Annotated in this window: 16 protein-coding genes; 7 read left to right on the plus strand and 9 right to left on the minus strand. The window is 53.5% G+C overall.

Annotation, left to right across the window (positions count from 1 at the left end; genetic code table 11):
* Window positions 1–12 precede the first annotated feature (12 nt).
* A complete protein-coding gene (locus tag KTE_RS13200; RefSeq protein ID WP_201381589.1) occupies window positions 13–1,293 on the minus strand; it encodes a glucosaminidase domain-containing protein in 1,281 nt (426 codons plus the stop codon).
* A 413-nt stretch (window positions 1,294–1,706) separates the two neighbouring features.
* Between KTE_RS13200 and KTE_RS13205 the strand changes: the two genes are divergently transcribed.
* The gene (locus KTE_RS13205; RefSeq protein WP_255552978.1) at window positions 1,707–4,151 is read left to right on the plus strand and encodes a serine/threonine-protein kinase; all 2,445 of its coding nucleotides are present in this window, start codon (window positions 1,707–1,709) and stop codon (window positions 4,149–4,151) included.
* Window positions 4,152–4,171: 20 nt separating this feature from the next.
* The gene (gene miaA / locus KTE_RS13210; protein WP_201381593.1) at window positions 4,172–5,104 is read left to right on the plus strand and encodes a tRNA (adenosine(37)-N6)-dimethylallyltransferase MiaA; all 933 of its coding nucleotides are present in this window, start codon (window positions 4,172–4,174) and stop codon (window positions 5,102–5,104) included.
* Between the two features lie 69 nt (window positions 5,105–5,173).
* On the opposite strand, the gene KTE_RS13215 is transcribed toward miaA, so the two are convergent.
* Window positions 5,174–9,064 (minus strand): AAA family ATPase, encoded by a 3,891-nt coding sequence (locus tag KTE_RS13215; protein ID WP_201381594.1) that lies wholly within the window; start codon window positions 9,062–9,064, stop codon window positions 5,174–5,176.
* Window positions 9,065–9,135: 71 nt separating this feature from the next.
* Entirely contained in the window at window positions 9,136–10,434 is a 1,299-nt protein-coding gene (locus KTE_RS13220) for a metallophosphoesterase (protein ID WP_201381595.1), read from the minus strand.
* A gap of 514 nt (window positions 10,435–10,948) precedes the next feature.
* Here KTE_RS13220 and KTE_RS13225 point away from each other — a divergent pair.
* Complete coding sequence (locus tag KTE_RS13225) at window positions 10,949–11,689, plus strand: HD-GYP domain-containing protein (protein WP_374226776.1); 741 nt, start codon at window positions 10,949–10,951, stop codon at window positions 11,687–11,689.
* Window positions 11,690–11,747: 58 nt separating this feature from the next.
* Here the strand turns inward: KTE_RS13225 and KTE_RS13230 are convergent, their stop codons facing one another.
* Window positions 11,748–12,638, minus strand: a complete 891-nt coding sequence (locus tag KTE_RS13230; RefSeq protein ID WP_236600658.1) for a transporter substrate-binding domain-containing protein — start codon at window positions 12,636–12,638, stop codon at window positions 11,748–11,750.
* A gap of 2,232 nt (window positions 12,639–14,870) precedes the next feature.
* On the opposite strand from KTE_RS13230, the gene dnaG reads away from it, so the two are divergent.
* The 4 genes from dnaG (at window position 14,871) to KTE_RS13250 (ending at window position 19,371) form a co-directional block, all read left to right on the plus strand.
* Window positions 14,871–16,829, plus strand: a complete 1,959-nt coding sequence (gene dnaG / locus KTE_RS13235; RefSeq protein WP_201381598.1) for a DNA primase — start codon at window positions 14,871–14,873, stop codon at window positions 16,827–16,829.
* Between the two features lie 2 nt (window positions 16,830–16,831).
* Window positions 16,832–17,056 (plus strand): hypothetical protein, encoded by a 225-nt coding sequence (locus KTE_RS13240; protein ID WP_201381600.1) that lies wholly within the window; start codon window positions 16,832–16,834, stop codon window positions 17,054–17,056.
* A 190-nt stretch (window positions 17,057–17,246) separates the two neighbouring features.
* Window positions 17,247–18,491 (plus strand): RNA polymerase sigma factor RpoD, encoded by a 1,245-nt coding sequence (rpoD, locus tag KTE_RS13245; RefSeq protein ID WP_305068358.1) that lies wholly within the window; start codon window positions 17,247–17,249, stop codon window positions 18,489–18,491.
* A gap of 280 nt (window positions 18,492–18,771) precedes the next feature.
* Window positions 18,772–19,371 carry a hypothetical protein gene (locus KTE_RS13250; RefSeq protein WP_201381604.1) on the plus strand — a complete coding sequence of 200 codons (600 nt, stop codon included), beginning with the start codon at window positions 18,772–18,774 and terminating at the stop codon, window positions 19,369–19,371.
* A gap of 163 nt (window positions 19,372–19,534) precedes the next feature.
* Here the strand turns inward: KTE_RS13250 and KTE_RS13255 are convergent, their stop codons facing one another.
* From KTE_RS13255 to gap, 5 genes are all read right to left on the minus strand, one after another.
* Window positions 19,535–20,758, minus strand: a complete 1,224-nt coding sequence (locus KTE_RS13255) for a sugar MFS transporter (RefSeq protein ID WP_201381606.1) — start codon at window positions 20,756–20,758, stop codon at window positions 19,535–19,537.
* A gap of 130 nt (window positions 20,759–20,888) precedes the next feature.
* Window positions 20,889–21,779 carry a maleylpyruvate isomerase N-terminal domain-containing protein gene (locus tag KTE_RS13260; protein WP_201381608.1) on the minus strand — a complete coding sequence of 297 codons (891 nt, stop codon included), beginning with the start codon at window positions 21,777–21,779 and terminating at the stop codon, window positions 20,889–20,891.
* Window positions 21,780–22,530: 751 nt separating this feature from the next.
* Window positions 22,531–23,340, minus strand: a complete 810-nt coding sequence (gene tpiA, locus KTE_RS13265) for a triose-phosphate isomerase (RefSeq protein WP_201381610.1) — start codon at window positions 23,338–23,340, stop codon at window positions 22,531–22,533.
* Between the two features lie 99 nt (window positions 23,341–23,439).
* Entirely contained in the window at window positions 23,440–24,633 is a 1,194-nt protein-coding gene (pgk, locus tag KTE_RS13270) for a phosphoglycerate kinase (RefSeq protein WP_201381612.1), read from the minus strand.
* Between the two features lie 3 nt (window positions 24,634–24,636).
* The gene (gap, locus tag KTE_RS13275) at window positions 24,637–25,650 is read right to left on the minus strand and encodes a type I glyceraldehyde-3-phosphate dehydrogenase (RefSeq protein WP_201381614.1); all 1,014 of its coding nucleotides are present in this window, start codon (window positions 25,648–25,650) and stop codon (window positions 24,637–24,639) included.
* Window positions 25,651–25,678: the final 28 nt, after the last annotated feature.

Genomic DNA, 25,678 nt, shown 5'->3' on the forward strand with positions numbered 1-25,678 from the left:
CTTTTAAGGCAGCTAAAAGCCTTCTTGCTGCCCACTCCCTACTGAGATCAGGCTGGGATCTGATTGCCTCTGTGACAGGCCATTGCTTGAGTTATTCAGGGCCTCGGTGTTGCGATAACGCGAGAGCAGCCCTCCCCCTGGGCGCAGTCCTGTCAATGGAACGTGTTCGTCGGTGTTGCGCTCGCGGGGAGCTGCTCTCTTCGCCGAGAGTCCAAAGAGGGGTGCAATAGGTATGCTCTGTCCCTGAGAGGCCACGAACTGAGACGCATCTCGCTCCAATTCCTCCGTCGAGGGTGAGAGCGAGGCCACCTGGAAGGCGCCTGCCTCCCACGCAAATGAAGGCGCCGCAAACGCCTCGGCTGGCAATGGCGTCTGTGGAACGGCTGCCAGAGGAGGCGCGACGGCGAACGCGGCTTGTTGGACCTCGATCTCTGGTATGCTCACACTAGAATTGCGCCTACGCAGCATCACGCCCAGGGCGAATATGGCCACTGAGAGCAATAGACAGGCCGCGACAATGGTATTACGTAAAGCCACTGGAAGACCATCAGCCTGTGGCTGAGTGTTCTTTCCACCGGGAACCTCAGTGCCCGGAGCAATATGCCTGGCATCCTGGGAGAAGCTTTGAGCCGGGAAGAAGCCTGTCGGGCCCTCATTAAAGGGACGGCTCTCACGCGTGGGAGTGGGCGTGACAGGTGGTGGTGGCGGCGCCGTCTGTGCCTGATAACGCGCCATGGAGTTGACGACTTTGGCGGCCCAGGTGCCCGCACCAGAGGTGCCCACATAGGGGCCACTGATGGCATAAACGGTTGTCAGACCACGCCCCAGCACGTAATTATTTTTGATGATGGTGAACCAATCGATAATGGCGGCACTATAAGAAGGATAGGACTTGAAGCTGCCACAACCGGGACCAGAAATGCTGCCGGGATTCAGACAGTTAATGCCCACACCTGCCATTCCATAGCTGGTCTCGGCTGAGAAAACGCCGAGCGCGAAGGCGTCATCAATATTCGTCAGGCGCGATTCGTTTTCGATCAATTGGCCCGTGCCAGCCATACGGCTACCATTTTGGGCAAAGACCTGGTCGATATAGGCGGCAGGTAGCGAGGGTGGACCAATAACATTGGCGCCAGCCGCGCGCGTGGCCGTGCCCTGCTGAATCTGCCAGATCAGGGTCGCCGCGCCTCCCATAACAATCAACAGCACGCTACAGAGGAGCACAGCATACGAGCGCTTTCGCCTGCGCGAAACTTCTGGTATACTTCGTGATGCATTTCGATTTGTCACCATTTATCAATACCCACCTGCGCTTATAACTTTTGCCTTTTTTCAGATACTTACACGCATTCGTTCGTTTTATATAGGGAACCGTAAAAAGAACAAGATTTCAGATACCAACCTTTGTAGCCAGCAAATAGGCACTCGTTCAATTGTACCACGAGATAGTCCAGGCGCACGGCTAGAACGGTGTTTTCTAGGTAGTATGTCCCAGTAGGGTATGCTATACTAAAGTCGCGCATTTGAGCAATCGCCTGGTGTTCGGGTTTAGCAGAGACCACACCATCGCGCTCGGCCTCTAGGAGAAGACGCAAGCTAAGACGGAGGGGTTCGCCATCAACCAGCGTAGCGGCCAGTGGAATCCACAAACAGGACGCCTGGGAAGTAAGACGCTACTTCACAAGCGCTTTCTTATTCAACGCACCATCGGGCAGGGAGGTATGGGAGCTGTCTACCAGGCACGCGACCTCAAACGCCAGGCAGTTTGTGCCATCAAAGAGATGAGCCTCTCGACAGTTCCCTATGAAGAGCAAGAACAGGCCATTGAGAATTTTAAGATCGAGGCGAAAATTCTCTGGCGGCTGGATCACCCCAACTTGCCCAAGTTCACTGGCTTCTTCTCCGAGAATAATCGCCATTTCCTGGTGATGGAGTATATCGACGGCATGACATTGGAGGACCTGCTCCATCGCAATGGCGGCCCCTTCTCCGAACGGCGAGTCCTGGGTTGGGCGCGCCAGCTCTGCGACGTACTCTCCTACCTGCATAGCCAGGATCCGCCCATCATTTTTCGCGATATGAAACCCGGCAACGCCATGCTCACACGCGATGGGCGCATCAAGCTGATTGATTTTGGAATCGCGCGCTTCTTTCGCCAGGCCCGGCACCACGATACCCAGCAACTAGGCACTCCTGGCTTCGCGCCTCCAGAGCAGTATGGCGAGGCCCAGACCGATGAACGCTCCGATATCTACTCCCTGGCGATGACGCTCTTTGAACTCCTCACCAATACACTCTCAGAGAAGGGCTTTGGCCTCAAGAATATTCGCCAGTCTCACCCCTATATCTCGCCAGCCGTGGCACGCGCGCTGGAGATCGCGACCGCAATCGACCCCGACGACCGCTACAATAGCGTCGAGGAGTTCCGCAGTGCCTTACTTGGCGAACATACCTTCAGCTTTGAGAGTAGTGAACAGGCGACGAATCCGCTGGAACTGGCAGAGCTTTGCGCGCTCTACCCCGACGAGGCTGCTGACTACCTGGCTAATGGTGAAATCGAGTCCTGGCTACGTGAGATTGGCGAGAACGACCTGGCACGGGCAGCGCGGTATATTCGCGTCACCGTGCTCGACCCCCTGGAGTCGGTCGAGCAATTTATCCGCAAGATTCCTGGCGCACAGGTCTCTCTTTTTCCCTCGCCAGAGCCAGGTGAGGCTCCACAACGCAATGGACATAGCCGAGGCAGCCGGGGCAGCCAGAGTGGCAAACACCTGGCTGCAACGACAGCAGCAGGTTCAATTCAGAAGAGGCATAGCAGCAAACAGAGCGCAAAACCCGCAACCAGGTCCATCCTGTCAGGTGGGCGCCACAAGGAGATGCAGTGGCTACGCTGGAGCACGCCTGGCATTGAAGTGAAGCCCATTCGGCTCGATTTTGGGGAGGTGCTAGATGACCTCTCAGAACCACTCCCGCTCATCATTAGCAGCACATCAAGCAAGCCCGTTCAGGGCACACTCCAGGCCAGTGATCCCTGGATTGTTCTTGACCGCGATGACTTTTCGGGCGAGACCACCTACGTCAATGTTCAAATTCAGAGCCATCTGCTCTATGCCGGACACAATAGTGGAATAATCACACTTCTTCCCACTGGCAAACAAGGAGCAGGCAAGGAGCGCGCCATCGAGGTCGTTATCGAGGCCGATAAGCAAGAATTAGCTCCCCGTTATACCCAGCATCATGGTGGCAAAACTATTGGCGCCGACCTGAATGACGAGGATGACGAATATCTTGATGAGCTGGACGACACCTATAACTGGAAGCAGACAACTGGCGCGCAATCAGGGATCACGGGGAAGCACAAGACACCCATGCGCGCGAGGACAGCAAGCGTATCCGCGCAACAGAGCCAGGTGCAATCCCAGGCTCAAGACGTAACCGAGACACCCGACACGCATATGGATGCAGAGGCCGCGGATATCGAAAAGTATGGCGACCCTGGTCTAAGCGACTATCAGGGTTGGGAGATTGTGAGCACAACTCAGCGCGAGCAAACAATTCTTAAACATATCTTTACCTGGTGTGGAGCCTGGGCTATAGGCGGCCTGGGCTATACACTTCTGCGATCACTGCTGGCAAACTGGCATATTGAGCCGCTCGCGCCTAGCCCCTGGTTTGTGTTCGTACTCGCAATGCTTATTCCTACCACAAGCATTGGCGCCTTGAGTAGCAACTGGAGATGGACGTGGCGCCTCCAGGATATTCTCAACCGCCTCTGTACGGGCATGAGCGCAACCCTGCTGGCGCTGGCTGTCCTCAAACTCTTCTGGCAACTGCTAGCACAGATAACTCCAGGCTCTGTACAAATGATTTTTATGCTAGCCACTGCCGCCATCGCGGCCATCGTAGGCACTGATAAGCGCATGAGCAATATGGTTATCGAATGGATGACCTGGGCTTTAACCTCGGTGCGGCAACTGGTCATTGGCTTACTCATTGCGATTGGTGGGATGCTTGGCTTTCTGCTAACAATTGAGTATGACCTGGGCTGGTTCACGATTGCAGGCATGTTGGTTGGCATGCTGGTTGCATCAAGCCTGCTCTGGCGGGTACATTACATAGTGAAGACAAAGCAAATCCTTGAGGATGCGTAGTGGAAGAGTAGGCCGCAAACATGGAGTATTCCCAAACTGCAATTTTACCCAGGCTACCAGTTATAGTAGGACCAACTGCCTCCGGCAAGAGTTCGTTGGGCATTCAGCTTGCACAGCGCTTCGCGGGCGAGATCATCTCAGCAGATTCACGCCAGGTCTATCGTGGTATGGATATAGGAACAGCCAAGGTCACGCCTGAGGAGCGGGCTATGATCCCTCATCACCTGCTTGATGTCGTCGATCCAGGCGAGACCTATACTGTCTCCCAATACCAACAGGCAGCTATCACCGTCATCAACGATATTCTGATGCGTAGCAAGCAGCCATTCCTGGTTGGAGGATCGCCTCACTATATCCAGACGATTATCGATAACTTCGACATTCCAGCGGTCGCCCCCCAACCCGAGCTACGAGCACAGCTAGAGGAGCAGCCTCTGGAAGCTCTACTTGCCCAACTGGAACAGCTTGATTCCCAGACCTACGCCACTATTGACCGGCGCAATCCCCGGCGTGTCATCCGCGCGCTGGAGGTCTGCCTGGTTACGGGCAAGCCCTTCTCGGGCCAGCGCGGGCAAGCACGACCACTCTACCATTGCCTGCTCCTGGCCATTGACTGGCCACGCGAGATCCTCTACCAGCGCATTGATGCGCGGGTCGATGAACGCGTGGCTGAGGGCATGGTACAGGAGGTAGAGAGCTTGCTTCAGCAGGGCATCAGCCATGAACGCATGGAGGCCCTGGGACTGGAATACCGCTTTATTAGCCGCTGGCTGCGTGGTGAGATCAGCAGTAAAGAGGATATGGTGCAACGCCTCAAATATGCGATCCACGACTTCACCCGGCGTCAGCTCACCTGGTTCAGGCGCGATAAACGCATTCTCTGGCTGGCGGGTGGTACCGCGATGGAGCAACAGGCCCAGGATTTGGTCAAGGTTTTTCTGTCAGGAAAATAGGGAGATAATCGTAGACATGAAGGAGCCGGGCAGTCTATAGGCTGCCCGGCCCCTTCATGTCTACGATTGTTATTTCTTTGGAGGGCGGACGGCTGCGACGACCTGTGTGGCCCCCAGCAGATCCTCATCCTCCTCATATTCCAGTTCAGAGGTCAGGTCGGAAGACGCCAGGGTATCTTCGCTGACGGCAACAGTTGCCAGGCTTGGAACCACAGGAAGGTTGCTCTCGACCACCAGGCCATTATTCATGTACAGGTGATATGGGAACATGGCAGGATCGAAGGCGCTGCTATGCGAAATCAATACAATCTGCTCAAAGTGCGTGCTAAGCACCTCGCTCGTAATCACATCGACCAGGGCCTGGGCACGTGTATGGTCGAAGGAGCTTAGCGGCTCATCCAGAAGCACGAAGCCGGGTACCACCGGCTCGTCCTGCGGGAGGGCTGCGATAGAGAAGGCCAGGCGCAATGCCAATGAGAGCTGATCCGCAGTACCACCCGAAAGCGCCGACCTGGGGATGTATTCACCCGCGGCGGCCTCCCATACATTGACGCGCACAGGCCCACCACTAATGGTGCCTTCCTCGTCATCCGTTGTCAGGTGGACGTCGTGATAGCGCCCGCTGGTGAGCAGGGGCAGGATCTGCTGCATATAGTGTTGCGTACGTGGAACAACTTTCTGCAACACGCGCTGATAGAGCTCATTGATCATGCGCTGACCATGATATTTTATCTGATACGAACGCTCCTGCTGCTCGGCCTGTTGGCGCGTCTCGTCCAGGTCGAGGGAGAGACGACCAGTTTGCAGCTTTTCGCTCAACTCAAGCTCCTGACGCTCCAGATCTTGCAGTTCCTGCGCGAAGGTGTCGCGCTTCTCTTCAAGCTCTGGACGTTCCTCAGCCTTATAATCGGCGAGGAGCGGCCAGATAGCCACGATATCCTCAAGGGCTAGCGAGCCGGGTTCAGGGCGTTTCAACTGCTCCAGGAGGGTATGTATACGCTCCTGAATATTGAGAATTTCCTGCTTACACAGCGCAATCTTGGCTTTGGCCGCGCCTTCACGCCCATCCAATCTCTCCTTATCACGGGCCAGCGTCTGCTCGTTGGTCTCCTTGAGCTCTTCAGCACAGCGCTCACGCAGGGCGGAGAGCGCCTCCGCGAAGGGATTGGGTGGTACAATCCAGCTTCCCAGGGTATTACTATACTTGGCAAGCTGCTTGTAGTGTTCAGCCAGTAGATCTTGTAGCTCGCGAAGCTGCTTCGTATACTTGTTCAGGCGTTCCTGGAGAGTATACTTATTGCCCAGCGAGATGTGAAGCTCTTCGAGCTTCTTGCGCGCCGCCAGCTCAGCGTTGCTGACGGGGGCCTGACCAAAGGTGATGCCCAGGGCACTAACGCGCTGGCGCAGCGAATTGTTCAGGGATTGCAGGGCCTGCTTCAGGGCGAATTGTTGCTCCCGTGTGCGCTCCAACTGCTGGGCTGGAGAGTTTGCCATAAACTGCGTGTTGCGCGCGCTGATCGTCCGCTGGCGCTCAAGCAAGACATCCAGGGCCTCCTGGTGGATTTTTACCTGGGCCGCCAAGTTGGTGATCATATCCAGCTTACCATCCAGGGAGGCCATTTCACGCTCTGTATCCTTGATATTGCCTTCGACCAGGGACTCTAACTCAGGCACGCCTGTGTTGGCAAGATCCTCGGGCGTCGAAAGGCCAATAAACGGCGTCACCGTTCCCGGTTCAGCGCCCTGGAGGCGCTCATTGACGCTGGGAAGAGGCAAGCCCTCCTGACCAGCTAGTAACGTGATCTCCTGGTGCATAAGCTGAACCGCCGAGAGCTCTTTCAGGATGCGCTCCTCAAGGCGATCCCAGCCGGCCTTACGACGCTGCTCCTCGAGGAGGGCGCGCTCCTGGCGCAACTTATTGACGGCCTCGCCCGCCAGGTTAGCACGGTTGCGCGCACCATTGGCCTCTTCGCGGCGACCCTGGGCGCGTTTCTGGATATCGGCCAGGCTCTCGCCCTCGTCACGAATCTGGTGCAGCATATGATGCGCATCTTCGAGCGAGATAGGAATGGTACCACCCAGCGTTTGAATCTCGCGCTCCACCTGAGCCAGAGATTCAGGGCTACCACCCATACGGATGGCTGTTTCACGCGCGGCAACCATCATGCCCACTTTGCTGATGGCATCCTGCATCTGCCGATCCGCCTCTGTGGCCTCTTCATGCGCTTGCGATTGTTTCTGCCAGCCCCAGGCAAAGGCTCCAACTAAAAGGAGCGCAATCACACCAGAGATCACGCCTACCAGCACATTACCCTGGCTAAAAATCGCCCAGAGTGCGAAGCCCAGAGCCACGATAAAAGCTCCACCGCTGCCGAGCAACAGAAGTCGGTAGCGGGTAACGGAGCTACGCGCGTCCATCGCCAGGTGATTTAGTTTCTCCTGATGGCGATAAGCCTCATGAACATGCTTCTCTGCCTGGGCCAGGCCCTGAGAAAGCCCCTTGAGGCGCTGCCACTCTTCCAGGTGACGACGCATGCTCAGCATACGCCAGCGCTTCTCCAACTCTTCCGCCTGCTGCTGCAACTGGTGGGCCTCGGCCTCGATATTGTCTAGCTCACGCTGGGCATCACGCAGTGAGCGTGAGAGCTGCTCAATCTGAAGCGTATTCTGGGCCGCGTACTTCTTCTCTTCCAGGGACCGCAGATATTTCTGCTCCAGGCGACGCAGCTCAGCCAGGCGCGAAGCAAGGGTATGGAGACGTTCCAGGCGTGCTTCCAGGCGTGGACGATTGATGCGCCGACGATCCTCAAGATCCTGCAAGGATTGCTGAGCTTGTAGCAAGCGCTCGCGGGCGTTCCCGACCTGGACCTCAATGCCTTTGAGGTCCCCGCGCACCGTTTCATGCTCCTTCTGCTGTTGCTCCTGTTCCTTGATGGTATCGACAACACTCAAAAGGTCATTGGACATACGCTGTAAGGTACCAAAGGAGCGCAGCAACTCACTCAACTCGCTCACGCGCTTCTCCAACGCGGGCAGTTCCTCCTGCTCACGGCGCTCCAGTTCGGTTAGCTGGCGCTCCAGCTCTGGAATCTCATGCCGGGCCTCGGCAATGCCATCATAGGCTGAGATGATTTCTGCCAGCGTCGTATCAGCACGGCGCAACTGTTGCACACGATGCTGACGCATTTTGTGCTCACCGCGCTGCTTCTGGATATCTTTAAGCGCGGTCTCCTCCTCGGCAATTTCGGTCTCCTGGGTCTGGATCTCGTCCAGACTCTCATGGATCGTGACAGCATCCAGAGCCAGTTCTACCTCGCCAAGCTGTTTGCTCACCTCGGGGATACGCGCCTGCATCTCAGCAAGCTGTAGGCGTTCGCGACTGACCTGGAGTGCCTGCTCATCTTCCGGGAGAACTTTGAAGCGCTCGCCGAGAGTGGCCAGTTGTTCCAGGCCAAGCAGGTGGCGAACCGTCTCTTCGCGCTCGGCTCCACTCAAATCCTCAAGGCGAGTCAGGCCTTTCTGCTCCACCAGGCAGGAGTTACGTAACGTCTCACCATTGATCTGGCCCAGTTCCGCAACAATGCGGGCATTGGCCTCGCTTAAATCAGTGATCTCATCGCCTTGCGTCACTCCGCCCCGGCTTACCAGCAGGCGAACCTGTTGTCCCTGGCCGCGCTCCAGGATGCGCGTCATGCTCACATTGGTCGTACCAATGGAGAAGGAGAGCGAGACAGTCGCACGCGGTGAACCATAGGAAATTAAATCATCGAGGACGCGCTTCTTTTTGCGGTCAGAGGCCATTGGCTCGCCATAGAGAGCAAAGTAAATACTTTCGAGTAGCGCCGACTTGCCAGATTCATTAGGTCCCTGAATCAGGATACTACCTCGCTGAGGGAAATGAATATTTACCTCGCGCAAGAGGCGGAACCGCTCGACCGTTAAATGCTTCAGGATAATCATGGATACAACTCCGTTCGCCAAGCCCTTACCAGATCATCGACGAGACGCACCTGGTAGACCCCGGACACCATCTACCTTTTTACCTCATCCATCGCTTGCAATAATTCATGCTTCGTATATTGTAGTGCTTTTTTCTCTTGCTCAGCAGATGCCGCGGCAATCCATTCGTCGGCCAGGGTCACCAGCTCTGTACGCAGTGAAAGGCGCGCCCCTTCTTCAACAGGAGAGGTCTCTTGCTCAGGCAAAACGGTAAGAGAGCTATCATCGATTGCCAGGGCGAAACAATGCTCCTCGCCCGTGCGCCGAATCTGATTCAGGTCCAAATCGTGAAACTGACGGCGCGAGAGCTGGCCCTCCAGGCGAACCTGCAACATAGTATCGTCACCATACAAGGGACGCAGGCGTTCAAGAATCAAAGTGGTGGGAGAAACAGCCTGGGTTTCATCTCCATTCTGTTCCAGCCATAGTTCATTCGTATGCAAGACCAGACGCTTGAACTGAAGTGCCTCGAGTGAGGGAATATGGTTACACCAACGGATCCCATCGGCGGCAATGCCCATAAAGACAAAGCCGGGTGTCTGCTCAGGGCTAGTAAAGTCCACATGCTGCGTAGCACCGGCCACCACCAGTTCAGAATGAGCCATGCGCATACGTGTATGTCCGTGGTGATATCCGGCGAGAATATATTTAAACATGGATAGGTTCGCGATACTCTCGCGGCTCACGCTGGCACGCACATCCAGGAGCGAGGAGTTCACGCCCAGGCCCTCTACTGGTGCATGCAAAAGTAAGATCGGTATGTCTGCTGCCTCAATATCGGGACGCACATAGATATTCGTCAGGGGATCACCACTCTGGCCAGCTAACGCGCCGATACCTGCAATACCAACGCGCACGCCATGCACATCAATGAGTTCTGATTCCAGCCGTTCTCCAGCTTTGAGGGCGGGCGGAATATAATGCAGGGCTCCCAGGCGCGCAAAGCTGCTCTGAGGGGCGGGCGTGGACCCGGTCAATGGAGTATCATGCGTTCCCCCCAGCGCAAAAGTGCGTATGCCTGCCTGTTTAAGTTGGGCAAGACGCTCAGCCACAAAACTGCGATCTTGCTCATCAGGGCTCGGTGTATCGAAGAGGTCGCCCGCCTGAATAAACAGGTCGACTCCCTGCACGATAGCAAAATCCGTCGCCTGCTGGAAGGCCTGGCGCAGCCGCAGCTGGCGCTCTTCACGCCTACGAGGCTGCTGTCCAAAGGCGGAATAGCCCAGGTGGTTATCAGCGGTCACAACCAGGGTCACGATATCGCTTTGCTTCTTTTCTAACACGTTTGACTCTTGCGTCTTCTTTTGCTGTTGTGTAGATTTCTCCGCCATTTTTCGTCACTTCCAGATGCTATGCATGAAGGGCTTTATCCACTAATAAAGAAACACAGTATGAGTATCCTTTTCTCAGAGTATCAAGCTGAGTCTATCACAAAAGAGTGCGATACCAAACGAAATAGGAGGGAAACAGGGACTAATTGGGGAATAGCATTGTCTACGTTCTCCCTCTAGAAAAGGCTAAAGAAAAGAACGCGCCAGCGTACGCAAGGGGCATTATGCTAGCCAAAAGTACCTTTTTTGCAGGTGTACATAGACACCACTCAAAGCTACGTATTAAGATGTGACATATTCACACATGTAACGATTGGTTGAATAGAAACGAGAAGAGCGGTCGGAACAAGGCCTACCTTGCGTCTTCTATGCAGTAGGTAGTCATTACTTCCTGGAAGTACAGGTTGTATATCAAAGCCTATCGTTTTCTCTCGTTTTCTATGGACTACCTCTCGAAAACCTGAGCGCGAAGCGCTAGCCACGGCTGTGGCGTTGGTTTTCGCATAAGTAGGTGATGGTGATCTTCGCGGTTACCAGGCAGAGGGTACATTTCACCTGTAGGTGGGAGAGCAACGTGGTGGACGCTAAACAGATAACAAAAGATCAAGAGACGAGAAAAGTACTTCTTTCATTTGCTCAAAGTATTCAAGAGCGTGACATCGTGACCTATGAGCACTCCCGGCGCGTAGCAACATATGCCTCGCGCCTGGCTCGCCACCTAGGGTGGAGTAGGCGCGAGGCACGTGACCTGGCCCTTGCGGCCCTGGTACATGATTTGGGTAAAACCTGGATCGCCAATGATATCCTCAATAAATCAGCGGCCCTATCAGAGGAAGAGCGTCGCAAGATGGAGCGCCATCCTCTCATTGGCGCACGCATTCTTATTGGTTGCGATATCCATCCCTTCTATGTAGAGGCGGTCCTGCATCATCACGAAGCCTGGGATGGGCATGGCTATCCTGTGGGACTTAAAGGGGAAGAGATACCTCTGAGTGCGCGTATCCTGACGGTCGCGGACGTCTATGATGTCTTAACCTCTCAGCGCCCCTACAAGGCGCCGCTCTCAAACGACGCCGCGCGCGAACGGCTCCTGCAAGCCTCTGGAGCAAGCTTTGACCCCATGATCATCCGCGCTTTTCTCCACCTGCTAGACAATACACCAGGTTTTCCAGTGCGCCAGAATCTGTGCGGTATGCCGCAAACCGAGGACCTGGAACTCATGCTCTCGCCACAAACCTTTTTAACGGGGGCTTGATTTCTAGGATAGAAAGATAAGGTTTGAGCCTGGACGTTGTTCGGGTTCAAACTCATCTTTAGGAACGTAAAGCCCCGTGTATGAGACCCCATTTCTTGATGAGACGATTATAGGTACCATCCTTCCGCAGTGTATCTAGCACGACCTGTATCAAATGTCCCAGGTTTACGCTCTCTTTGCGTACAGCGATTCCCTCCATTGTGACGTTGAGAATGGGACCCACCTGCTGCACGAGGTTAGCATATTTCATAGCATAAAAATCGACCTGCGGCAGATCCTGAAATGTAGCCTCTACACGCTTTTGGGTCAGGGCATCAATGAATGTATCGGGCGGAGAGATATATGTAAGCCTGATCGATGCCTGCCCGGCTTCAACGCAACTGGCACTGGTCAATTCAAGATCGCTCTGCTCAAGAGAATTCTGGACGACGCCCACGCTTCTGCCACACAAATCATTAAGTGTAGCAATCTGCAAAGGATTGCCTCGTGGCACCAAAAGGGCCTCTCCTCCCTTAAAGTAAGGAACAAAATTCACCCTTGCCTGGAGGGTATCAGAGATAGGTATCGCGGCGATAGCTACATCCACCTCTCCCTGCGTAACTGCATCAGGCAGCGTTTTGTACTCCATGTTTGTAATAGAGACCTTCACCCCCAGGCGATGCGCAATTTCAGTAATCAGATCGATATCGAAGCCCATTGGACGCTGAGATGCCGAGTCAAGAAAGGCCTGTGGCGGATACTGCAAATAGCTGCCCACTGTTAACACCCCTGGTTGAATCAGGTCAGGAGAGGCCTGTGGTAGTGGCGAACTCAGGTGGGAGGGTGGCTTTCCATTATTGGGTGCGGGGAGAGCGACGCCGCTACACGCGCTTATAGAGAGCACGATCACCAGGCAGCTCCACATACAGAGCCACAAAAGCCAGCCTTGATTGAAGCGGGAGCGGTACACCAATCATTATCTCCTCTTTAAAAAGCCCAGAATATCTCCACAAGAAGGTGTACTAAATACACATATTAACACTACGTTTAAAAAAGCATCTTGTATCACACCTATTTGCATAACAAATCGTCTCAGCGATGCATGGCAAGCAAAAGTTTACAAAATTTTATGTCCTTTACATTCTCAACAAACACAGAAAGCTTGTATATATACTCATCTGTAAAGACAGACGCAATGATAAGCTCTCGACTTCTGCACATTTTCCTCCCACTTATCCACAAAAATTGTGGATAAGTGGATAATTATCTGAATAACCCCCTTTTGGAAGAACACAAACGTTTCTCCATTGTCCACATTTCACCTTTATAGATCGAACTTCTCCGCAACGATCACGCTTTATTGCATATTTCTGGCAAGAAATAAGAGTTATCCACATTTTTTGTGGATAAGCTAGAACAATCGCAACCTGCTTTGTACTACATGTGGGGAATACTCCTAAAAAATAGGCACTTATCCACAAGTTATCCACAGGTTATCCACATCTTTGCGCATTTTTCATACAATACGATATAGCGCTAGAGTTATCCACAACGGTTGTGGACAACTTATCCACACCATCCACACAAGCGGGCTGTAATTGTGGATTTTTCCACAACACCACAACAGAGTTATCCACAGGTTATCCACATTTTCACGGCATTTTCACACAATACGATATAACGTTAGATTTATCCACATTTTATGTGGATAAGTTATCCACAAGTTATCCACAAGACACAGAACCCGGAATTTTTTTCAAAGTTATCCACAACGATTGTGGATAACTTATCCACAAGTTATCCACCGTTCACGGCATTTTCACACAATACGATATAGCGCTAGACTTATCCACATTTTGTGTGGATAACTTATCCACACTATCCACACAAACAAGCTGTAATTGTGGATTTTTCCGCAGAAGAATGAACAAAGATGAAAGAGTTATCCACAAGGCGAGCGGCGTTTTTAAGTTATCCACAATCGTTGTGGATAACTTATCCACAAAGCGAGCAGTATTTTTTGAGTTATCCACAATCGTTGTGGATAACTTATCCACATTTCCACAATACCATCCATTGAAGTATGCGCATCTAAGACTTATCCACAATCAATGTGGATAAGTTATCCACAAGTTATCCACAAGACACAGAACCTGGAATTTTTTTCAAAGTTATCCACAATCAATGTGGATAAGTTATCCACAAGTTATCCACAAGACACAGAACCTGGAATTTTTTTCAAAGTTATCCACAATCAATGTGGATAAGTTATCCACAAGTTATCCACCGTTCACGGCATTTTCACACAATACGATATAGCGCTAGAGTTATCCACATAAAATGTGGATAACTTATCCACACTATCCACACAAGCAGGCTGTAATTGTGGATTTTTCCACAGCACAATTTTATGCATTCCTAATTAGTGATATATTTACGTGAAAGGAATGTCAGAAACAGGAGTTATCCACATAAAATGTGGATAACTTATCCACATTTCCACAATTCGGTGGATAACTTACGGAGTTTATCCACAAAGGGTGTGGATAACTTATCCACAATCCTCCAGCACCCTCTTTAGAAGTGAGTTTTATCCACAAGGTTATCCACAGGTTATCCACAGGTTATCCACCTTTTTTTGGCCTTTTTGCCACTATGTGGATAAGTTATCCACATAGTTTGGAGCCGCTTGTGAAGGGGTTTTATACATATATTAGGGGCGAGAGACAATGATAGGAAACCAAAAGTTATCCACTTATCCACATCCCCTACTACTGCTATCTAATATATTTTTTAAAAATAAAATAAATATAATAGTAGTTAGGGTTGTGGAAAATGTGGATAACTTTGAGTTATTCAAGAAACACAAGAAAGAAAAGTGGATTTTTTTGTCACCTGGTAGAGTCAGAGATCGTCTATAGAATGGATGTTCTGTTAAGTGACTAAGAGAGAGCGGCGTTTTTATTTTTGTATGGCCTTGTACCCGTGTTAGAATAATCTTAAGCCAGGAATATACACTCTCCAGGTCACACCCCCTGGTCGGTTACATCTATGGCACACATGTTTGCAGTGCGCTATCTTCATGCTGTAGAATACCTGGGCACTATTACTTACCCACCTCTTAAGCTATGTGCCACTATTTTCTCTGTGATGACCCGTTATATGTTTTGTAAGAGCAACATCTATCTTTGAGGGCCAGGAAATGACATCTATTATCGAAACTATCAAGGCTAAAGTTGACGTAGCCGAAGAGATCAGCCTGGTTGTTGCACTACACAAATCAGGAAAGACCTTGAAAGGGCTCTGCCCGTTTCACAACGAGCGGACGCCTTCGTTCTATGTCTTTCCAGAGACTCAGACCTGGCGTTGCTTTGGCTGTAACGAGGGGGGAGATGTTTTCTCCTTTGTGCAAAAGCAGCAGGGCCTGGAGTTTCGCGAGACCCTGGAATACCTGGCCCAGAAGGCGGGTGTGGCGCTGGAGGAGCAGGAGAGTCATAACGCCGAGGCTTCGCGTGAGACGAGTGCGGCCAAAGAGCGCCTGCGCCAGTTGAACGAGGATGCCTTGCTCTGGTTTCACCATATGCTTCTGCGTTCGCGTGAGGCAGAGGAGGCGCGCGCATATATCCAGAGCCGGGGTATCTCCGCGGATACCGTTATTACTTTTGGCTTGGGCTATGCACCCGACCAGTGGGATGGTTTATCGCGCTATCTGCTCAGTCGCGGTTATAGCGAGCGCGAGCTGGTTGTTGGGGGACTGGCACGTGAGCGAGAAATGGGTAGCTCTGACCGAAGTGGACGCGAGAGCGGCGAGGGAAATACAGAAAATGGCATCTATGATTACTTTAGAAACCGAATTATCTTTCCGATACGGGATATACGGGGACGCGTGATTGGCTTTGGTGGAAGAGCACTTGGAGACGGCAAACCCAAATATCTCAACTCGCCACAGACGTTGCTGTTTGAGAAAAATACAGTCTTATACGCCCTGGATATGGCGCGCGATGCAATAAAACAGGCCCGGCAAGTTGTTATTGTCGAAGGATATGTTGATGCCATCATTGCTCACCAATATGGTACCAGGCAAACCGTGGCCTGTATTGGTAGCGCGATCACCGAAAAGCACATTCAGCAACTGAAGAAGATGACCAAGCAAGTAACTCTGGCGCTGGATCCTGACGCCGCGGGAAGCGCGGCGACGGAGCACGGTATCCAGGAAGCCTTGAAGGGCTTTGATCGCACCGTTGTACCTGTGCCATTGCCTGCCGGAGCCGCTGATCGTCAATGGCCGCGAGAGGGGCGCAAGGGGGGCAATAATGTACGTGAGCAGAAGGGATCCTACGCCGGCAAGCAGCAGGCACGTGGGATTATTCGCCTGGAGGAGCAGGTGGATGCGGAGATCAATGTGCTTCAGTTGCCCCTGGGTGAAGATCCTGATGAGTTTATCAGGCGTGACCATGCTGCCTGGCTCTACGCTGTCGGCCATCCGCTACCCCTGGTAGACTACTTCTTTGTCGTCAAGACAGCGGACCTGGATATTCGTGAGCCAGTGGGCAAGACCGAGGCCGCGAAACGCTTGTTGCCAGTCATTGGCATGATCAGTGATCGTATTAAGCGTGACGCCTACATACGCAAGCTTGCAAGGCTTATTGCTATCGATGAGCGAAGTTTGTATGCTGAATTACAACATACCCTGAGGGAACAACGGGCGACGAGTGTTACTGCAACGTTCTCTGCTCCGTTAGACAAAAGGAACGCTGATAGTGGGAAGGGATTTGGCAAAGAACAAGCAGGGTCAGTGCTTGGAGCACCACCCATTGGAGAACAAGGCCATCCAAGCAGCGGGCAGAAGAGGGAAGCAAGGACGAATGGTCTAGTCGATGCACAGCGTCATGGTACCAGTGGTATACTTGACAGAGGTGAGGCGAATAGGCTAAAATGGGAGGACTACCTGATTGGGCTACTCCTGCAAAATCCCGGATTAAGTCCCTATGTTTATGGTATAATAGACGATGGTGACTTCGCCGGGACAGATACGCGAGAGTTGTACCACATTCTCTATTCTGTGTATCAACAACGTGCTTCTTCCCCTCACTTCAATCCTTTGATCAGTATGTGCCTGCCTCGTTATGGGACGCGCTCAATCGGGCGCGCGAATGCGTAGACATGGAGACTCCACGCGATGGAGCTGGACTGGTAAAAGAAGCGGTCCAGTGTGCGACGCGCCTGAAACGAGCAAGGCTTGTACAACTGAATACCGAATTGCAATTTCTCATACGCGAAGCCACTGCTGCTGGTGATGCACAAACGAGGAGACAGTTACAGCAGCGACTACTGGAAATTCACCGGCAGTTACACACGATTGATTCTGCAACACACCTGCAAGGCTAGTCCTACCTGGCCCTGTTGTGTATATGTTACTGTCGACATTTCAAGCAAGCGCAAATTATTTAGGCGCGGTATCATCTTTTTACATATAGGATCAGGAAACGGGATATTTCATCTTATCGTTTATGTATGTACAGCCACGTCCTGTTTTCTGAAGGGGGATGCCAGAATGGTGAATCGGGAACAAGAAGTTATGGATCGAGTACAAAGCGGGCATGTGAGCACGGGGTCATTGGGGAATGTTTTTGAAATGGAAACCTTTAATGAGACTCTTTTAAACGATACGGAAAGTGTCTTTGATATTGAAGCCATTGGTCGTGCTCATCAAGAAGCGACTGGAAATGCCTCAAGTGCAGCTCTGGGCGCGGAGGGTGAGTCTTTCGATCTGTTTAAATTACAGGACGAAGAGTCTATGGACGCCCTGGACCCAAACAAAGAGCCGCCAGCAGACTGGGAGCCCAGCCCTGAGGAAATGAACGATGTAGACGCCGAGGTCCTGGCTGATCCCAAGTGGGAGGATTTACAGGATGGTTTCGGTATCGTTGTGGCCGACCTGGAAAGCAGCCTGGATGATCCCGTGCGTATGTACCTGCGCGAGATCGGGCGTGTACCCCTGCTGACGGCCAATGAAGAGATTCGCCTGGCTCAATTGATGGAGCGAGGAAAGGCCGAGCGCCTCAAGCCCGCGCCAAACTATCGCTACATCTCTGAGGGTGAAGAGGCACAGAAACGCCTGACAGAGGCTAACTTGCGCCTGGTCGTGAGCGTGGCGAAAAAGTACATTGGGCGCGGTATGAACCTGCTGGACCTCATCCAGGAGGGCAATATCGGCCTGATTCGCGCGGTTGAGAAGTTCGATTATAACAAAGGGTTTAAGTTTAGCACCTACGCGACCTGGTGGATTCGCCAGGCTATTACCCGCGCTATTGCAGACCAGGCCCGCACGATCCGTATTCCCGTCCACATGGTGGAGACGATCAACCGCCTGATCCGCATTAGCCGTCGCCTGCTGCAAGATCTTGGTCGCGAACCAACCTCGGAAGAGATCGCCGCTCAGATGGAGATCAGTGCGGAGAAGGTGCGCGAGATCATTAAGGTCAGCCAAGAGCCAGTAAGCCTGGAAACTCCCATCGGCGAGGAAGATGATAGCCACCTCGGCGACTTTATCGAGGATCATACGGCACTTGCCCCCGCGGACGCCGCGAGCCACCAGCTGTTGAAAGAACAGGTGGAGGATGTACTCGATAGCCTGACTGAGCGTGAGCGCAAGGTCTTACAGTTGCGCTTTGGTCTCGATGATGGGCGTAGCCGTACCCTCGAAGAGGTTGGCAAGGAGTTTCATGTCACGCGCGAGCGCATTCGCCAGATCGAGGCTAAGGCCCTGCGCAAATTACGCCATCCAAGCCGCAGCCGCAAGCTGAAGGATTACCTGGATTAGTTGCTTACTTGTTTGCCAGGCTTTGCTACTAGCAGGTGCATCGCGCAGCAAATGGTAGCCAGTTATAGTAATCCACAATGCCACGTGGCCGTATCCACGTGGTAAGCATTGTTCCCCGATCACTAAAACGATAAGAGGCAGAGACACGTCGTCAGGAATATGCGGCGTGTCTCTGCTTGTCTTGGCCCAGGTCTGACCTATCGTTACGACTCATCACTGCGTTCCATATCCACGCGAGCCACAATGTGGCGAGAAGTCCCGTCCAAAGGAATGGCAAACTATGCATGTGAAACGCAATCCTGAAGCCGAGTTTTTACGTGAAGAGATCGCAAAGGAGCGCGCCGCGCAAAGGCGGCGCGGCCTGCGGGCAATGATAATTTTTTGTGCGACACTCTTCCTCTGCTCACTGACTACGTTACGCGCGCTCTTTACTCAGCAGCCCCTGGTTGTACCACTTTTCCTCCTCCTTCTCATGGGATTGCTGATCTGGGGCATTTATAACGGTATGCGTAACTATCGGACAGGCAAGTTACCTATTGCGACGATAGATATTGAGGAGCGTAGACTCCGGGAGCGCGCCTTCCTCTTTGCCTCGGCCCAGGGCCAGGTCCCACGCACGTTGGGCCTCCCCAGCCTCATCACAAAGGGCGTGCTTGCGCTTCTCTGCCTGGGTTGGTCGACTGATCTGCTTGTGCTTTATGGAGTCAGCCAGGGAATCGCCACGTTCGCCATCATTTTCCTCTTTCCCCTGGGAATTCTCCTGGTCAGTGTAACCATTAGAGATTGGCTGAGGCGCCGCAGGTTGCTACGCGAGAGCGCCGATATTCTCGCTGAACGCCTCATGCTCGGCGAGATCACCGAAGGCCAGGATACAGAATAATAATTTGCCATTCCAAATAAAAAGTATCTTGCTACTTTTTATTTGAGAGAAAAAGAAGATATATCATTAAGCTATATCATAACCCTGCAAAGCGTCGAGAACACCTTACTACGGTATGCCCGGCAGGAAGGCTGGCTCTGTCAGCCTTCCTGCCGGGCATACTTTACTTTATGCGAAGCGCTGCAGGCGCTGATGAGTGTAGAAACAGCCAGAAGACAATCATGAGTAGTGCCAGGAGAATGACAAAGGGAAGCAGTGCCCAGAGTCCAAGAAGTTGCGCGATATTTCCTGTGAGCCAGGGGAAGAGCGCGGCCCCCATACTGCCCAGGCTGGCCAGAAAACCGATGCTGCTGGCCAGGAGACGTGAGGGCACAAGATCTGACATGATAGAGATGGTGGTGGGGAACATTGGCCCCAGGCTAAAGCCTGCCACGAAGAGTCCAATGGCTGCGCATATCGCCGAGGGGATAAGCCAGACCAGCAGCAAACTACCAGCAAAGCCTCCGAGGCAGATCAGAATCACACGTTTTGCGCCCAGGCGCTGTGTCAGGTGAGCCAGCGCAACGCGACCAGCGGTTAAGCCAAACCAGTAGCCACTGACAAGGGTGCCCATAAGCACGACGTCTCCATGGCGTTCCTCGGTCAGAAAGCTATAGCTCCAGGCGCCCAGGGTGACCTCCGCGCCGACATAGAAGAGTAGAAAGAGGGCTGCGAACCAGACGACACGCAGTTTAAGCGCTTGAACAAGTACATTGCCCTGCCCTTCTTCGTTTGTCCCCTCGACGGGTGCCGTAATGGGGGTATGTCTCAAGATGAGCCAGAGGCAGAGTATGCCAAGAAGTCCCGCCCCAGCCCACAGCATATAGATCACATTCCAGTTTTGCCTGAGCGCAAAGAGACCTGTCGCCGTGAGAGGTCCCAGCCAGGCCCCGATGCCATAGAAGGCGTGGAAGTAGTTGAGCAGGGCTGAGCTACGCGGAAGACTGGCGATGAAGGTGTTAAGGCCCGCGTCAAGCATGGCGATGCCAAAGCCAAGAATCAGGACACAGGGTAAGAGCAAGAAGAAAAATGGTTGTAGGCTGGTAAGCGCTGCTCCCAGGATAAGCAGACCTGCCCCGGTCATCAATGCGCGCTCTTTGCCTATCTTCTCGATAATCAGGCCATTGCTAAAGGCCGCGCTGAGATAGCCCAGAGTACTAAATAGAAAGATCAGACTGACTACAGAATTATTGAGCGCATAGTGTATGCGCACATGGGGGAGCAGTACGCCAAAGGCACCATCGTTTGCCCCAATGAGCAAAATCAGGAAGAAGGCGATTGCGATATGTAGGGCGAACGAAGAGGGAGTACGTCTGGTGTTTGGAGTCGTCTGGTCTGTTGAAATCACGCGAATCTTTCCTATCCATTTGTATGTGGCCACCTATGTTTGACGCTATAGATATATGGATTATATCAAACGCCAGGAAGAGGAGATCGCGCAAAAAGATGAGATTGCCAGGGCCAACGCCCTTCTTCTATCAGGCGGGTTCAAATAAATCATAGAGGCGCTGCGCCAGGCGCAGATCACCGCGAAATCTCATACGTCCCAACACAAGAGCGCGCCGCAGGCTGGACTCTTTTGTAAAGCAGGAGCACATGGTTTCAGCACCAGGATGCCAGATGGTGAGCGTAGGACGCTCTACATGGCCTTTATCGGCGTATGCCCCCTGTGGTGTGAGCGTAAGGGTCCACTGGCCACCAGCGGGCCCCTGGATGTCATAGTTGACGGTAGCGTGAAGGTCGCGCTCGCGTTCACGCCAGTACAGAAAGGTGAGCATCTGGAATAAACGCGTGAGATTACGCTGCAAGAAGTCAGGCACATAGGTGTTCCAGAGTGGAGGTCTGCCCGCCGCTGCCGTAAGCTGCTGAGCATGAATAATGGCTGGATGGACCAGTTGAGTACCGATGAGTTCAATAATGGTGGGTGGGCGATCAAAAAAGGCAATAGCCGTTGGACGCATCAGGTCGACGTTTGAGAGCATAGGGATGAGCTGGGCGGTCTGACGAAGCGCTTGGGCGAGGTGCTCAAGTAGCTGGGTGGGTGGAAGGTAATGTCTCGCCGCGATATCTTCTTTTTGCAAGGCAGGCAGTTCATAACGGCGCGTCACATTGACGCGAGCAAAGCGCTCACCAGTGAGTGCTTTTTCTATGGCCTGCAAATACAGTTCCGCTGTGGCTGTGACATGGGCCAGTGTTTCATGCATTGTCCAGCCTGCCCCATGTTTCTCGGTTGGGCGCGCCCAGCTTTTCGTTGGTACTGCATCCAGGCTCTGGGTAAGTATGAGCGCAAGCTGCTCCAGATCGCCCACGAGATGTTCTGGCGCGAAGGCAGGTGTGCTGAGCAGGGGAGAAGGGTGTGCCTGTACCATGTATGACCTCTGTATGATGCCTATTTTCGTGATCTTTTACCCGTTCTTGACAGAAAAGGGCTTCAGCCCGCCGCAAGCCACGGGGATTCATCCCGTGGTTAGGCGTTTGCGGCTTTAGCCCTTGCCCTTCCGTTTTTTCTGTACGCGAAAAGAATTGATCAGTAGTACCTTGAGAACTGAATAACGTACGGGTTGCATGGCGAAGGGCCATGCGTAAAAACGTTACCGCGTTTCCCACTGTCTCAGCTATTTCGACGTGCGAAGGCACGGGTATCCAATCCACGGCTTTAGGAAGTGTCACGTCACCGAACGAATAGCGCCAAGGAAAAGCCTCCGACCTGGTGGGTACGTTCCCCAGGAGTGAGCCTCGAAAGAGGCGGGTGTTGCATCTCTCCAGGACGCCGAAAACGAGAGTTGTGGGCCATCTCTCCCTTCTCGAAAGGCATGAGAGTAACAACGCGCCTGGCACCGCGCAAGAGAGACCATGCATGGATGGATGCATCCTCTCAGCTTTTCCTCCTCCACTACGATGTACGCCGAGTCGTAGCCACGCTACATTTCTCAGCACATCGCGTATAGAAGAGAGGCGAAAGAAGCCGCGCGACTTCAGTCGTGGCGGAGTGTCACGATATAACCATCTTAGCATATGAGAGAACATGTGTGTAGAGTGCCGCCCCCAAAAGAATGCAGTCAGGCTCGTCCTCCCAGTGACAAGCCTGACTGCATTCTGATCGATAAGTTGATTGCTATTTTAGTGACGAACCTGGCGGCTGTTGCGGACGATATTGATAAAGTCGGGTTTGAGGCTGGCTCCGCCGACGAGTGCGCCATCGATGTCTGGATAGGCCATGAATTCGGCGATGTTGTCCGAGGTCACGCTGCCACCGTAGAGGATGCGTACCACTGAGGCGGCCTCGGCCCCATAGAGCGCCTGGTACTCCTGGCGAATCTGGCGAATAACGTTGTTGGCGATCTCGCCGGTCGCGGCCTTGCCTGTGCCAATGGCCCAGATGGGTTCATAGGCAATCACGATCTCACGAGCCTGTTCGGACGTGAGATTAGCCAGGCTTGCCCGCATCTGGGTGGTGATAATGTGGGCCGTCTCACCGCTCTCGTGCTGCTGCTCATTTTCGCCGATGCACACGATGGGCCTGAGTCCATGGCGTAGCGCGGCCAGGGTCTTTTTGTTTACCAGTTCATCGGTCTCACCGAAATATGTGCGGCGTTCGGAGTGGCCGAGAATGACGGTCGTGCAAAGCTCATGTACCATATTGGGAGAGAGTTCGCCTGTGAAGGCCCCTTTCTCCTCAAAGTACATATTCTGGGCGCCAAGCTCTATCTGGGGCGAGCTAGCGGCATCGGGAATATCTAGCACGGCGCGTACCGCTGCCAGGGAGATGGCGGGTGGACAGAGGATACACAGCGGCGAGCCAGGGGCTTGAAGAGCCTCTGACAGGGCTGGCTGGATCTCCTGCACAAATTTCGCGGCCTCTCGCGGCCCATAATTCATCTTCCAGTTGCCCGCAATAATGGCGGTACGGCCAGTTGAGGATGCAGTCATATAATTTATACCTCTTTGTATAAGCAATTCTAATGATTGTCACACGAATAGAGTCGGATCACATACGTGTGATCCGACTCTATTATCATAAACACTGGGCTAACGATCTTGCAAGGCTGCTACGCCTGGGAGGGTCTTACCTTCGAGGAATTCGAGGGAGGCGCCCCCACCCGTGGAGACGTGTGACATCTTCTGCGCGGCCCCGGCCTGCTCGACCGCGGCGGCGGAGTCGCCACCACCAATGATGGTTGTGGCACCCTCGGCGGTACGACGGCCCAGGATCTCAACCACGGCATTGGTGCCCTTCGCGAAGGCGGGCATCTCAGCCACACCCAGGGTACCATTGAAGATGATCGTCTGCGCCGAGGCCAGGGCCTGCGCAAACTGCTCAATAGTCTCGGGTCCGATGTCGAGGATGCGCCAGTCCGTGGGAACCTCCTGGCTCGCCACAACCTTTGCATTGGCATCGGGTGCGAAGCGATCTGCGATCACGACATCGCCCGGTAGGAGAAACTCGATACCCCGCTCGCTGGCCTTACGCATAAGATCGCGCGCTACATCCAGCTTGCTGTCCTCGACGAGCGATTTACCAATCTCCAGGCCCTGGGCCTTGAGGAAGGTGTTCGCCATGCCGCCGCCGATCAGGATCCCATCGGCGATGGCGATGAGGCGTTCCAGGACCGCGATCTTGTCGGAGACTTTGGCCCCGCCCACAATGGCTTTAAAGGGGTGGCGTGGGTTCTCCAGCGTAGAACCAAGATAATTGAGTTCTTTTTCCATCAGAAAGCCAGCGACACCGGGCAGGTAGTGCGTCACGCCCTCGGTTGAAGCGTGGGCGCGATGCGCGGTGCCAAAGGCGTCGTTGACGTAGAGATCACCCAGTTCCGCCAGCTGGCGCGCGAAGGCTGGATCGTTCTCCTCCTCTTCCTTATGGAAGCGCAGGTTTTCCAGCAAGAGCACCTCTCCGGGTTGCAGGGCCTGGGCCTCGGAGAGTGCCTCGGCGCCAACGCAGTCCGACGTGGTCTTCACTGGCTGCTGGAGTAGCTCGCTCAAGCGCTGAGCCACCGGGCGTAAGCGCATGGACTCTACAACCTTCCCTTTGGGGCGGCCCAGATGGGATATCAGAATCAGCGACGCACCATGTTCAAGCAGGTAACGCAGCGTCGGCAGCGCGGCGGTGATACGGATATCGTCGGTGATTCGCTGGTTCTCGTCCAGGGGTACGTTGAAATCAACGCGCACCAGGACTCGCTTACCAGCGACATCAATATCACGAATCGTCTTCTTGTTCATGGGCTAGAAGCCCTTTTGGCCGATGAAGTTCGCCAGGTCCGCGACGCGGCAGGAGTAGCCCCACTCGTTGTCGTACCAGGAGACGACCTTGACCATATTATCGCCAAGCACCATCGTTGATTCTCCATCAATAATGGAGGAGTGCGGGTTGCCACGGAAGTCGCTGGAGACCAGGGGCTCATCGGTGTAATCGAGGATGCCCTTGAGTGCGCCAGCGGCGGCCTCCTTGAAGGCGTTATTGACGGCCTCTTTGCTCAGAGGCTTCTGCGTGGTTGCCACGAAGTCAACGACAGAGACGGTGATGGTGGGAACGCGTAGGGACATGCCATCGAAGCGACCCTTTAGCTCTGGAATGACCAGGGCCAGGGCGCGGGCGGCACCGGTCGTGGTTGGAATGATATTGGCGGCGGCGGCACGCGCGCGGCGCAGGTCCTTGTGAACCTGGTCAAGGATGCGCTGGTCATTGGTGTATGAGTGAATGGTGTTCATCATACCGCGCTCGATACCGAAGGTATCATTGAGCACTTTGGCGGCTGGCGCGAGACAGTTGGTGGTGCAGGAGGCGTTGGAGATAATATGGTGTCTGGCGGGATCGTATGTGTTCTCGTTCACGCCCAGCACCATCGTCAGATCCTCGCCCTTGGCGGGAGCCGAGATGATCACTTTCTTGGCGCCGCCGCGCAGGTGAGCGGCAGCTTTCTCGGCATCGGTGAAGAAGCCAGTGGATTCAATTACTACCTGCACGCCGAGGTCGCTCCAGGGAATCTGGGCCGGATCACGTTGAGAAATAACTTGAATCTTATGACCATTGACGATCAGCGAGTCCTCTGTGGCCTCGACGGTGCCAGGGAAACGACCGTAGGTGGAGTCATACTTAAGCAAGTGGGCGTTGGTTGACGTATCGGTCAGGTCGTTAATCGCAACGACCTCAATGTCCTCGGGGTGGCGTTCCAGCATGGCTTTCATAGACTGGCGACCAATGCGTCCAAAACCGTTGATACCTACACGAAGAGTCATATCCTAATTTCTCCTTTTTCATCTGAAC

The sequence above is a fragment of the Ktedonobacter sp. SOSP1-85 genome, assembly GCF_016587415.1.
Taxonomy (GTDB): domain Bacteria; phylum Chloroflexota; class Ktedonobacteria; order Ktedonobacterales; family Ktedonobacteraceae; genus Ktedonobacter.